Annotated in this window: 9 protein-coding genes; 3 read left to right on the forward strand and 6 right to left on the reverse strand. The window is 57.4% G+C overall.

Annotated features, from left to right (window positions below):
- Window positions 1-299: 299 nt before the first annotated feature.
- From QEN43_RS01545 to QEN43_RS01555, 3 genes are all read right to left on the reverse strand, one after another.
- Window positions 300-677 carry a PEP-CTERM sorting domain-containing protein gene (locus QEN43_RS01545; RefSeq protein ID WP_026610525.1) on the reverse strand — a complete coding sequence of 126 codons (378 nt, stop codon included), beginning with the start codon at window positions 675-677 and terminating at the stop codon, window positions 300-302.
- Window positions 678-1,507: 830 nt separating this feature from the next.
- Window positions 1,508-5,422, reverse strand: a complete 3,915-nt coding sequence (locus QEN43_RS01550) for an EAL domain-containing protein (protein WP_317963638.1) — start codon at window positions 5,420-5,422, stop codon at window positions 1,508-1,510.
- Window positions 5,423-5,824: 402 nt separating this feature from the next.
- Window positions 5,825-7,003, reverse strand: coding sequence for a sensor histidine kinase (locus QEN43_RS01555; RefSeq protein WP_051331743.1), 1,179 nt, complete (start codon window positions 7,001-7,003; stop codon window positions 5,825-5,827).
- A 250-nt stretch (window positions 7,004-7,253) separates the two neighbouring features.
- Between QEN43_RS01555 and QEN43_RS01560 the strand changes: the two genes are divergently transcribed.
- The 3 genes from QEN43_RS01560 (at window position 7,254) to QEN43_RS01570 (ending at window position 10,831) form a co-directional block, all read left to right on the forward strand.
- Complete coding sequence (locus tag QEN43_RS01560; protein ID WP_026610526.1) at window positions 7,254-7,787, forward strand: DOMON-like domain-containing protein; 534 nt, start codon at window positions 7,254-7,256, stop codon at window positions 7,785-7,787.
- A 41-nt stretch (window positions 7,788-7,828) separates the two neighbouring features.
- Window positions 7,829-9,034: an exo-beta-N-acetylmuramidase NamZ family protein gene (locus QEN43_RS01565; protein WP_317963639.1), complete on the forward strand. Its 1,206-nt coding sequence runs from the start codon at window positions 7,829-7,831 to the stop codon at window positions 9,032-9,034.
- An 885-nt stretch (window positions 9,035-9,919) separates the two neighbouring features.
- The gene (locus QEN43_RS01570) at window positions 9,920-10,831 is read left to right on the forward strand and encodes a PEP-CTERM sorting domain-containing protein (RefSeq protein ID WP_026610528.1); all 912 of its coding nucleotides are present in this window, start codon (window positions 9,920-9,922) and stop codon (window positions 10,829-10,831) included.
- Window positions 10,832-11,038: 207 nt separating this feature from the next.
- Here QEN43_RS01570 and fae read toward each other — a convergent pair whose 3' ends face one another.
- From fae to QEN43_RS01585, 3 genes are all read right to left on the reverse strand, one after another.
- The gene (fae, locus tag QEN43_RS01575; RefSeq protein WP_026610529.1) at window positions 11,039-11,575 is read right to left on the reverse strand and encodes a formaldehyde-activating enzyme; all 537 of its coding nucleotides are present in this window, start codon (window positions 11,573-11,575) and stop codon (window positions 11,039-11,041) included.
- A 104-nt stretch (window positions 11,576-11,679) separates the two neighbouring features.
- Entirely contained in the window at window positions 11,680-12,036 is a 357-nt protein-coding gene (locus tag QEN43_RS01580) for a YdbL family protein (RefSeq protein WP_084162103.1), read from the reverse strand.
- 18 nt (window positions 12,037-12,054) lie between these two features.
- A complete protein-coding gene (locus QEN43_RS01585) occupies window positions 12,055-12,255 on the reverse strand; it encodes a YnbE family lipoprotein (protein ID WP_396662208.1) in 201 nt (66 codons plus the stop codon).
- Between the last annotated feature and the right edge of the window lie 3 nt (window positions 12,256-12,258).

Genomic DNA, 12,258 nt, shown 5'->3' on the forward strand with positions numbered 1-12,258 from the left:
CCCGCGCCTCAAGACAGGCTTCACTCGCGGACACGACTTCGACTCGCGCGCCTCGCGTTTTCTCTGTATCGCCACAATACGAGCTTCGATCCTTCACGGCGGACATTCGCCAGCTTGACCTGAACCCTAGAATCTCAGGACAACTCGTCTTTTCGGCGGGGGCGGGTTAGGGCTTCGCGAGCTAACCCGCCCTGGCTCACTCCGCGAAGCGTTATGCGACCGACTCACGGTCGAGGCGAGAGTGAGGTCTTACATCCCGCATGCCCGCCTCGCCATGTCTCCCTGTCAAGAGCGCGGTTTCAGAGAACCTTGACCCGCCTGCGAAGCTGCTGGTAGCCGAAGCCAAGGGGACCCATCGCGATCAGGGCGAGGGTCGAAGGTTCCGGGACTGTCTGCGCCTGGGCAAGAGCGTAACGATACTGGGCCGTGCCGAAGCCGGTCGGGTCCGTCGTGGTCAACACGGCCTTGGTGAACACGTCGCCGTCGGTCGCTAACGCGGCAAACAGACGAGCTCCCGCTAACCCCCTCAAATCGTGGGTGATCGAACCGACGAGGTCGTCCCCGTTGTAGAACTCCAGTGTTATGTTAACGGTGTTGAATACGACTGGCTCTGCCTCGAGGCCGAAGATGGAGAGGGGTTGGCTGAAGGTGAAAGTGCGAGTCGTTGGGTTCGGCATAGACCATGTTACCAGTGTCCGCGGCGTGCTGCTCTCGGTGTCCGGCGGAAAGCCCCACGTCCCCCACCCGCCGTCGGGTACCGTCCGCGCCTGCATCGTGTCGGAAAAGCCGATAATCAGATTCCCGTCGCTGAGGGAGGATATTGCGGCAAAATCATCGACAGTAATCGGAATCAGAGTCGTGCTGGATATGTAGTCGGCCGTCGGCTGGCTGATTGGGATCAGACCGGCCTGCGTGATTCCGGATTTCGCGACGAGGAAACTTGCGACGAGCCAAAAAAAGGCGTATTTTCATTTTTCTTATCTCCTCAAGACCCCATGCTGAACGTTCTACCGCTCACCCCACGATCGCGAGCGTCGACGCAGTTTCGTCATGAAAGAGTCCCCAAAGAAATTGATTGAAATTGATGTTGCTTTTAAGCAGTTTTCCAATCGGTGGCTGGGCTGGGTTTATTAAGCAAAATATCTGACAATATTAACAATATCCGTTTAAACAAAAATTTATAACGATTGCTCGATGAGCATCCGGCAGGTTTGTAAAATTTTCTGACAATTCTTTAGGGTGGGTTAGGCCGCTAGGCCGTAACCGGCCGCGTGCCGCGAAACGGCAGGGTATGCGGAACCACTGTGTCCTACAGGACAGCCTACGTGAGGGTGTGTCGTTTAAAGTTCGACTTTACTTTCGACACTTTGGGTGGCGCCTAGTGCTCCTGCGTGCTCGACCATTCTCAGGTTACTCGTTACCGCTAAATGCTTTCCGTATGGTCGGTTAGGCCGTATATGCAAAGCGAAAACGCTTAAGGGGTGTGTACTCCAGCAGATGTCATCCTTTATGCCGCCGCTATCGACGGCAACGGAACCCTCCGATTCTCTCGCAGCAGGCGGCCGAACTGCTCGGCTGGAAGTGGGCGGCTGGAGTAATACCCTTGCATGTCGTCGCATCGGTGACGGCAGAGGAAGGTCAGTTGTTCCAGGGTTTCGACACCCTCCGCGATGACCTTGAGACCGAGCGTGTGGCCCAGTGAGATGACGGTTTGCACGATCACGGCGTCGTTGGTGTCGGTCGCGATGTCGCGGACGAAGGACTGGTCTATTTTCAGCCGGTCGAACGGTAACCGCTTGAGATAACTGAGGCTGGAATAGCCGGTTCCGAAATCGTCGACTGAAAGCTTCACGCCGAGCTCTTTCAGCTTTTCCAAGATCGGGATGAACCGCTCGGGATCGTGCATGACCATGGTCTCGGTGAGTTCCAATTCGAGATAACGGCCTTCCAGTCCGGTTTCCTGCAAGATTTGGTCGACCAATTTGACCAAGTTTCCGCGTTTCAATTGTTTGGCCGACAAGTTGACGGCCACGTCGAACGGGGTCAGTCCTTGTTCCTGCCAAGCTTTGCTCTGCGCACAAGCGGTTTTCAGCGCCCAGGAACCGATGGCATGTATGAGGCCGGTTTCCTCGGCCATAGGAATGAAACGGGAAGGCAACACCAGCCCGAGGTCCGGGTGGCGCCAACGGATCAACGCTTCCGAGCCGATGATGGTTCCGTATTTGAGTTCGACCTTGGGTTGATAAAAGAGCTCGAATTGCTGCTGTTCCAGGGCCCGCCGTAGCGCGCCTTCCATTCTGATGCGTTCGATAGAGCGCTGACTCATCTCGCGGGCGTAAAGCCTGAAACCGCCGCCGCCTTCCTCCTTGGTGCGGTACATCGCTGTGTCCGCATGCTTGAGTAGGGTTTCCAGATCTTCGCCATCACTGGGATACACACTCGCCCCGATGCTGCCGCCCATGAACAGCTCGCGTCCTTCGATATGGAACGGCTTGGCTAGCGCCCGCAAGATCTTGGTAGCTACGAACTCGATATCCTCGACCCGTTCGAGGTCGGAGAGCAGGATGAGGAATTCGTCGCCGCCTTGCCTAGCGACGGTATCGCCTTCGCGGACCGACGTCAGGAGCCGTTCGGCAACGGCCCGCAGCAAGGCGTCGCCAAACGCGTGGCCGAAGCTATCATTGACATCCTTGAACCGGTCCAAATCCAGAAACAAAAGGGCCACCTGGCGCTCGGTGCGTTTCGCGTGGGCCAGCGCCTGCGACAACCGGTCGGCAAGCAGCGTCCGGTTGGGAAGGTTGGTCAGGGCATCGTGGGTCGCAAGATATTCGATGTTGGCCTCGTATTTCTTGCGTTCGGTGATATCACTGGCGACGCCGTCGAGCCGCACTGGATTTCCGGCTTTGTCGTAAATGACCTTGACCCGGTCTTCCACCCAGCGAATTTCTCCATCTGGCCGCTGAATGCGATATTCAGCGGTCAACACGCCTTTTTTTAGGAGTTCCTTGAGGGTGTTGCTCATCCGCTCGCGGTCGTCGGGATGGACGCTCTGTAGCCATAGGCCTTTGTCACTCATCAACTCCGCGACCGGCCGGCCCCAGACTTTTTCCGCCGCGGCGTTGACATATAAAGTCTCGCCGGTTGTCGGTGAAAGCGACCAGACGATGTTATCAATCGACCCGAGAATGCTGCTCAGCTTTTCTTCGGAAATCTTGAGCTCCTCCTCGGTGCGCTTACGTTCTACGAAAAGCCCGATCTGGTTGCCGATCGCGGTGAACATGTTCATCAAGTCTTCCTTGGGCTTGCGGATTTCCCGGCTGAAAAACTCGACGGCTCCAAGCACCCGGCCCTCGAAGCGGATCGGAAACCCGAATGCGGCGCGAAGTCCGGCTTTGCCCGCGAGTGAGGCACGCGGGAAGTTGCCGTCTTGCGAGAGATCCGCGATCCAGATGGGCTTTTCTGAGTTCCAGATTCGGCCCGGTAGTCCGACGCCAGGCGCAAACGTCATCAATCGGCTGCGTATGGAGAATTCCTCGGTATCGGAGCTCTCCCTGCGCCATAGACCCGCACACCGTACCAGTTTTGCCTTATCGTCCACCACCCATAGCGCGCCCACGTCCACATCCCAGTTCAGGGTTTCGCAAATGACTTGCAAAATGCTCGGGCTTGCCTCGGCGAGGGTCGCCGATTCCGCAAGAATACGGGCAACCTCGTACTGTGTTGTTAGACGCCGTTCCGCCCGATCGCGGGCCGCTTGGGTCTTGAGATTGGCCACGCCATAGGCGATATCGTCGGCCAACTCCTCCAGCAAGGCCTGTTCATCCTGTCCGAACGCGCCCGGTGCGTTGTCGTAAATGCTCAGCGCGCCGAAGACGTAGGAGTCGGTCTTCAAGGGGAGGGCGATGACGGAACGATAGCCTCGCGACAGAACGTTTTCACGCCACCCGGGCCATTCGTTCACCGCTGCTAAGTCGGGCACGACGACGGTACTGCCGCTACGGATCGCCGTTCCCACGGGCGTGTGGCGGCTGTCGGTTTCCGTTTTGGTAAATCGCCATTCCTGTAAGCAACCGGCTTCAGAACCGGCGTGGGCGACTGGGACTAGGGTCCTATTTTCCTCATCGCGGACGATGCCGATCCAAGCCATCGGATAACGACCGGCTTCGACCATGATTTGGCACATCTGGTCGAACAGTTCGTGCTCTTCGCGGGCGTGAATCAAGGCGTGGTTGCATTCCGCCGTCACGGCACGGGCACGCAAGGTCTGGCGTAAGGATTCCTGAGCCTGTTTGCGCTCGGCAATTTCGAGCTGTAGCGCCACGGCTCGCCGCTGAAGCTCGTCGTAAAACCCGAGATTCTCATAAGCGGTCGCCACCTGGGCGGTTATCGTGGCGGCGATATCCTCATCGATCTCGTCAAACTCCGCCGCGCCCACCTTGTTGGCGACGTACACCCAGCCGTATACACGGCTCGAGGAGGCGATCGGCAAGCCTAGGAAGGAATAAATCGGCGGGTGTGTGGCGGGTAGCCCGAGTATCTCGGGAGCGCCGTTCAATCCGGAGATGCGCAGAGGACGGCGTTCGGCCAGCAGGCGAGCGAGGATTCCATCTCGTGGCGACATCGGTTCTGGCAGATCTGTCGCACGGTTTTCCAGGCCGCGCGTGTAGACTTGGCATAGGTGCGACTCATCTTCCGCAAGCAGGCCAACGACGGCGTATTCGGCAGCGCATACGTCGTGCGCCGCGCGACAAAAGGTTTCGAGCAGCCGTTCCGGATCACGCAACGATGCGAGTTCCAGTCCCAGCTCGATGAGCGTGGCCAGCCTGAGGCTGATTTGCTGCAGTCGCGCCAAGGATCTGGAGAATCGCGCCGCCACGTCGCGCAACTGGTCGCGCTCTTCAATGAGCGCCGGTCCCGATTCGATAATGCGAGATATCGACTGGCGCACGCTTTCGATATCAGAGAAATAGTCGGTCAGTTGATCGGCCAAGTCGGTGAGTGACTCGGCACCGCGCTGCGCCGCTGTTTCGGGCAGGCGGCCCGGCACTATGGCAGGGAGCCCGAGCACGCGTTGCACGACGCTCAGAATTTCTTCCGGCGAGGAGGGCTTGGCCAGTACGGCGGAGACACCGCAGTCCTCGGCTAAGGTACGGGCCTCCGGCGTTCGATAAGTGGCCGTGTAGAAAATCACGCGAGTATCGGCAAGTGACGGCTCCGCGCGCAACCGGCTCACCAGCTCGTAACCATCGATGGCTGGCATCAAGATGTCGGTGATGACCAGATCAGGACGCTCAGTTCGGATGAGTTCCAGCGCTTCCGCGCCATCTGAGGCCTCAAGCAGGCAATGATCGCCGTACCCGAGCAGAGTCACCAGAAACTCCCGGTTCAGGGGACGGTCGTCAACGATCAGAATCTTTGCCATGCCAGGCTCCGTTCAGCCACATCTCATTGGCTTGATTGGGTTTAGATTAAAGCGGTGGACGATCTGGCTCGATCCGAGTTCCCGTGTTTTTGCATGCCGTCCTCGAGACCGCAACGGATAACAAAGGCTATCGTGCACGACGGGACCAGGCTCGGACAGATTCGGAGAAACTGCCGATGGATCACGTCGGATAGGTCCGGGTCGAAAACGAGTCAACGCAAAGCCGATTATGAAAAGGCAATAAGCGTACCATGCGTTTAAGTAAACGCGTGGGGGCCATGCACAGAGCGAGAGCCTCTCGCAGTGGTTTTCCACATCCCCCGACAGATTTGCAGCGAAGGGCCTAACGAATTCCGAGTCCATTGCGTGGACTGTCCTGGATCAGGTGCTGACATGCAGGCATCAATTAGGACACTTTGCCGGAAAGCTCAAGGTGAAGACACTGCCGCTTCCGTATTCGCTGCGAACGGCGATATGTCCGCCGATTAAGGAGGCCAGCTTCCGGCACAGGTACAAGCCCAGCCCGGTGCCTTCGACGGCGCGGTTGGCGGCGGCGTCCAGTTGGGTGAACGCTTGAAACAATTTCGCTTGGTCCTCCGGCTTTATGCCGATCCCGGTGTCGCTCACGCGGATGTCGATCATCGTGGCACCGTTGTCCTCCCGTTGCGCCAACCCGATTGATACTCCGCCCTGCAATGTGAATTTAATGGCATTGTTTGCAAGATTGATGAGGATTTGGACGAGGGCGCGGCGATCGGTTTCGACGACGATATCGTCAGGAGGAAGCTCGAGGTCAAACCCGAGTTTTCGCCGTTCCGCTAACGGGCGCAGGGTTTCGGCGACCTCCCGGATCGCCTCCTGGCATGTGAAGCGCTCCGCCTGGGGCTTCATTTTGCCCGCTTCGATCTTGGCGAGGTCCAGCACGTCATTGATCAAGGACAGCAGATGCTTGGCGCTGGTCTCAATGATCCGAAGTTGCTTTTCCTGAGCGGCTGTGAGGGGACCTGGCAGCCGCATCAACAAGGTGCCGGCGAAGCCGATAATGGCATTCAGCGGCGTGCGCAGTTCGTGCGATATGCTAGCCAGAAAGTGGTCCTTGGCCTGCTTGGACTGTTCCAGCGTGGCAATTTTCTCACGCAGTTCGTTTTCGAGTCGCCTCTGTTCGGTGAGATTGTGGATTGAGGCGATCACCATGGGACCGTCCTTGGCTTCGAAGGAACTGAGCCTGATGCCGAGGGGGAATTCGGAGCCGTCGCGGCGCAAACCGTAAAGGTCCGATTCCGCGTCGTTCGACCCACGCCGGGGTGTAGTGGAGAAGAGGCCACGGCTTCCGCCTGGTTCACGCCACAAGCGGTCGGGTACGAGCATATCGACGCTGCGCCCGAGCATTTCTTGACGCTCATACCCGAACAATTCCTCGGCACGGGCATTGACCAAAACGATCCGGCCATTACGGTCTACGACGATCATGGCGTCCGGTGCCCGCTCCAGAATCTCCGGGATATTCTCGATCCAGGCAGTGCCTCCGGGCGGGTAAACCGGGATCGTCGGGGCATTGTCGGATTCGATTAGCGACGGCATGGCTAAACCAAAGACTTAAGGTTTTCGGTCGAATTTTTTCGTATTCCGGAGCGCCGGGACGATTCTCGTTCGGCTCGGTTAAGCGTGATATTCATTCGTAGACCGTTCGTCATCGGAAAAAATCCTTTTTGGGCCGCGCAAAAAGGTGAAGCATTTTCCTGCCGCGGATGGCCGTAAGCCTGGTTGTCGGCATCCTTCGCCGACGCCTCTTTTATACGGGGTCGTGTCGGTGCCGGGATATAATCCTCCCATGCCTACGACTCTGTTGAATAGCCACCCATCGACGCCCTGCGAGCTCATCCGCCGTTTCACCGTGAGCGCACGGAAAACGCCGGACGGCATACTCGCGCTCGAATTCACCATCGAAGGTGAGATCGCCGGCTTGCGTTTGCCCGAACCGAGCGCGGCGCGCCGCACCGACGGTCTCTGGCGGCACACCTGCCTTGAGGCTTTTCTGATGCAGGGACAGGCATACTACGAATTCAATTTCGCGCCGTCGAGCGAGTGGGCCGTCTACCGTTTCGAAGCTTATCGGAAGGGCATGTCGGTCGTTCGAGAGGCCGCGCCACCGAAAATTTCTTTGACGCTCGATGCCCAGCGGCTCGTGTTGAACGCCGAGGCTGATTTGAATGGCTTGTTGGTTCAAAGCGAGAGCGTCGTTACGAAGCTGGCGTTGTCCGCCGTAATCGAAGAAAAAGACGGCAGGGTCTCGTATTGGGCTATCGTACACCCATCGGGCCAGCCGGACTTTCATCATCCGGACGGCTTCGCCCTCTTACTCTGATTCTGCAGACAACCGCCGATACACGCCACAAGGAGAGACTGATGAAGTTTGGCATCGAACGACTGCTGGACAGCCCTGATCTACGCAAGCCGCTCGTCGGCAGGCGCGTGGCGTTACTTGCGCACCCTGCCTCTGTTACGGCCGATCTGGTTCATTCCCTGGACGCGCTGGCCGCGCTCGACGACATCGATTTGGTGGCTGCGTTCGGACCCCAGCACGGATTGCGCGGAGACAAGCAGGACAATATGGTCGAATCTCCGGATTTTACTGACCCGGTGCACGGTATCCCGGTCTTCAGTTTGTACGGCGAAGTGCGGCGCCCGACCGACGCGATGATGGATCACTTCGACGTGCTCTTGGTCGACCTGCAGGACCTCGGCTGTCGGATTTACACATTCATTACGACCTTGCGCTACGTATTGGAGGAGGCGGCCAAGAAGGGCAAAACGGTTTGGGTGCTGGACCGACCGAATCCCGCTGGCCGTCCTATCGAGGGATTGCGGCTTCGGCCCGGCTGGGAGAGCTTTGTAGGCGCAGGAGAACTCCCGATGCGGCACGGGCTCACGCTGGGCGAGATGGGGCGCTGGTTCGTGGATTCGTTGCGCCTGGATGTGGACTATCGGGTCGTGACCATGGAAGGCTGGGAGCCCGAAAAGGCGCCGGGCTACGGTTGGCCGTTGGGCGAGCGTACCTGGATCAATCCCAGCCCCAACGCACCCAATTTGTGGATGGCGCGCTGTTACGCCGGCACGGTCATGCTGGAAGGCACGACCTTATCCGAGGGACGCGGCACCACGCGTCCCTTGGAGCTGTTCGGCGCGCCGGATCTCGACGCGCGCCGGCTCATCGCCGAAATGCGGAGGTTGGCGTCGGATTGGCTGCGAGGCTGCCGGTTGCGGGTGTGCTGGTTCGAGCCGACGTTCCACAAGCATTCAGGCAAGCTGTGCGAGGGGGTGCACATTCACGTCGAGGACGGTGCCTACGTTCACGACGGGTTCCGCCCCTGGCGTTTGCAATCGCTGGCGTTCAAGGCAATTCGAACCTTATGGCCGGATTACGACCTCTGGCGCGACTTTCCGTATGAGTACGAATACGACCGCCTTGCCATCGACCTCATTAACGGCAGCGAGCTTTTGCGCCAATGGGTGGACGATGCCGATGCAGCTCCTTCGGATCTCGACGCCCTGACGCTGCCCGACGAACGCTCATGGCAGGAAGAGCGGGAGGCGGTGCTGTTGTATCGGTGATCGGCCGTAACCTAGCGCCTATCTCGGCGGACTCGAGATGCCTGTCGACAAGTCAGCCCTTCGACGTCGCGCAGGCCGAACGGCCTATGGCATAGGCTCTTATTCGTCTGAGCGGCGATACAGAACGGTTTTCCGTCCAAATTCCTGTTTTCTTATTGAAGTATTTTTTGTTGCGCCGGTTTTTGGGACCGTCGGCGATGAACACGTTGCTTCCAGGTGATGGCCCAGCTCGCTTGTCACCAAGTTTTTCGAGGTGGCTGAGACTGTCCTGGCGGGATGGGTTCACGACACATGCTCGTTTCTTGTACCGGAAACGATTCGACTTTTCTTCTGAATATGCCGTTTTTAGTGTCAGGAAATTTTACGCATTTAACTCCTTGTTTTTATATGGAAAAGGGGGTAAGTGTCAAGTTTTTGTAACAGAATTTGTCGGCTAACTGGCCGGGTTGTTGCCGGTAGGCGTGTCAAAAATTTTTACGGGTTCGGGCAGCATGTCAGGAGCCGTGTCGTAAAAACAAAGGGATCGACTGCCGTTGCCGCAAATCATCATACGGTAGGGATCTCGAAAAACTTTGAGCCTCTTAATGATGGTTGAATAGGGCGGCTGCCTATAAGGCTACATAAGGCGAAGGGCTTATCCAGAGCTTCCCTAAATTTTTCCTCGGCGCAAGCGGATCGGGCGTATAAAGCACATTTACAAGCCTCGATATACAGCCCCCAGCTTTAATCTAACCCCCGTTCGTCCGCGTATCAATGATGTAACAGTCTGGCACAATTGATGCTATTTCGATTGTCTGTAAGGATTTGTCTTCGAGGGGAGCGTACCGCCATTCCCTATAACAGGACATTCCTGCACAGCCGTTACTTGACCAGACGAATATGGTTATGAACAAGGTATCTTCGTTAGTTTGGCGCCAACGCTTTTCCCTACTTCTGGGCTTATCCTTGCTGATGGGTTGCGGTATCGGTCATGCGAAGGTCATCGGTGGCAGTAGTGAGGCATACGCCATCGAGGCTGATGTCACCCTTGGTGGGCCGCTCGGATCTAGCCAAATTTCCGTTGACCCCACCCCGTTCTCAAGCGGCTCCGCGCCTCCGCCGTATAATGACTCACAACAAGGCGACAGTCTCCAGGCTCAAGGTGAATTACTAGGAATACCTCTCGTAAGCCTTACCATCGGTGAGTTGGAGGCAAATGCCGTCTCCGACATTGATGGCTCGCTTGGCGACAAATATGCGTCCGCCAATGCCACAGTCAAAAATTTCGTATTCGATGTGCTGGATGGACTGCTCACTCTCAGCGTGGCCCAGGCGAGTTCCTCGGCCACTGTTAGTGGCGACCACGGCGCATTAGGAGGTTTCGGCACAGTAACGTTGGACGGTGCAGTCATCAGCAGCTACATCACCGACGTCCCCATCATTCTCGATAGTAATCCAGCCCCGAACACCGCCGTTGACCTTTCGCCGCTTGGCCTGGGCGGGATCATCACTCTGGTCCTCAACGAACAGAAGACGGACGGGGATGGCATCAACAACTACGCTTTGACCGTGAACGCCATCCGTCTCACATTAGATGTCACGGATTTAGGCGTGTTGGAGCTACCGGTACCGTTGAACATCATCACCGGGGAAATCATCATCGCCCATTCCGCAGCGAGTATTTCAGCGCAACAGGGCCCCCGGGGAGACGCGGGACCGAACCCGGTAGCCGAGCCTGCCACGCTCGCCCTAATGGGCTTAGGGTTCACTGCCCTGTACTGGCAGGCTCGCCGTAAAGCGGCAGTCTCTTTCGCTTAAATCCAAATCGCTTTCTAGGTTAGGCCGCGAAGCCCAATCCCCTGACAGGTTTTGCATCGGTGGGTTACGCGGAGCTTGCTCCGAACGGAGCTGATGGCCTAACCCACCGATAATGTTCACTCGAATGCCGAACGCAAGAAGCCGGTTCCGAGCAAGCTCGAAGAGCGGATCATTCCCGGCGAACCGCTTCAATGCGCTGCAAAGCGTCTAAGCGTCCGGATCAAACATATCGTGTTTGATCGTATGGCGGTTGGCGATCAGTTCGTCGATCGTGGGTTCGTCGTTGAGTGCTCGTTTGATGGCCAGTTTGGTCGCTTCGTAATTGGTGTGGTACAGATCTTTCTCGTCCAGGTTCGGGTCCTTGGCACATTCGGGATCGATCCAAATCAGGCTGATGATGCAGAGGTTGTTGACCTGATCCCGAGGGATGATGCCTTCGATGACACAGTCCAGCACCGCATCCGCCGTAGCCGACTGAACTACGCCGCCGAACAGGTTGACGTAGGCACTGCTTTTCATGGTGACCTTCGGCACCATCAGCGTCGCTGGTCGTACCTGCTGATTGCAGGCTCTGATCGCGAACATGCGGGTATGTCCCGCGGTCTGCCCCATCAGATTGGCGAAGGCTTGCCCGACGGGGCCGTTCACGTCGCCGATGAGAATTTCCGGCATGGCATCGGTGTATTGACCTTCGGCGGCAAGCACGGTGGCTTCCCCGGTTTTGAAGATGATTTTCTCAGACATGACTTGTCTCCTTGTTTGTTTTAGAAAAAGTCGATATCGGGCGTAAGTCGCCGCGGATCTAAGCAATCCCGAGGCTGCGGGAATCTGTTCGGACCGTCGTCATTCTATTTCTTGACCCAGCGCCCCGAAGGCGATCTGACGTACTGGCCGGGCGGCGTTTTTTCGATCGCGGTTTTGCCGGCCAATGCTTCCACCACCTCTAAGCTGGTGCCGTTGGTCTTGGCGACCTGCTCGTATTTCTGGCGCCGCTTGGCGTTGATGTCTGCGATGAGCGCTCGGACGTCCGCCGGTGGATTGGGCACCACCGCATCAAGATAACCGTTGGGCTGCTCGCCCACCAATCCCTGCCTTTTCGCGTCTTCGAGACTGATCGCCCAGCTTTGGGAAGACCAGCCAGCGAGACCCAACAGCAACGCCAATAATGGAGCAATCGCCCCACGCAAAGGAATGTATTTGGACATGGTAAATCCTCGTTCGAATCAGAACAGTCCGCTCTCTTTAGAGAGAATGTTTTCCAAGTCTTTTTCGACTTTCACTCGGACTTCGTGGTCGATCTTGACGTTGAGGTTGATGGTGATAGGCTCCTGCGGCGCGGCCAGCTCGACTCGAGGGGTGCATGCCGTTAAGAGCGCCATCACAGCGAAAGGAGAGACCTTCGCGAAAAAAGCGTCTCGCATCATTGT

The sequence above is a fragment of the Methylocaldum szegediense genome, assembly GCF_949769195.1.
Lineage (GTDB): Bacteria > Pseudomonadota > Gammaproteobacteria > Methylococcales > Methylococcaceae > Methylocaldum > Methylocaldum szegediense.

Coding starts and splice junctions, on each gene's coding strand:
- QEN43_RS01555 (WP_051331743.1), bottom strand. CDS start 7,003: ATGCCGTCGCTAATCGAATCCGACAATGCCCCGACGATCCCGGTTTAC.
- QEN43_RS01545 (WP_026610525.1), bottom strand. CDS start 677: ATGCCGAACCCAACGACTCGCACTTTCACCTTCAGCCAACCCCTCTCC.
- fae (WP_026610529.1), bottom strand. CDS start 11,575: ATGTCTGAGAAAATCATCTTCAAAACCGGGGAAGCCACCGTGCTTGCC.
- QEN43_RS01565 (WP_317963639.1), top strand. CDS start 7,829: ATGAAGTTTGGCATCGAACGACTGCTGGACAGCCCTGATCTACGCAAG.
- QEN43_RS01570 (WP_026610528.1), top strand. CDS start 9,920: ATGAACAAGGTATCTTCGTTAGTTTGGCGCCAACGCTTTTCCCTACTT.
- QEN43_RS01580 (WP_084162103.1), bottom strand. CDS start 12,036: ATGTCCAAATACATTCCTTTGCGTGGGGCGATTGCTCCATTATTGGCG.
- QEN43_RS01560 (WP_026610526.1), top strand. CDS start 7,254: ATGCCTACGACTCTGTTGAATAGCCACCCATCGACGCCCTGCGAGCTC.
- QEN43_RS01550 (WP_317963638.1), bottom strand. CDS start 5,422: ATGGCAAAGATTCTGATCGTTGACGACCGTCCCCTGAACCGGGAGTTT.
- QEN43_RS01585 (WP_396662208.1), bottom strand. CDS start 12,255: ATGATGCGAGACGCTTTTTTCGCGAAGGTCTCTCCTTTCGCTGTGATG.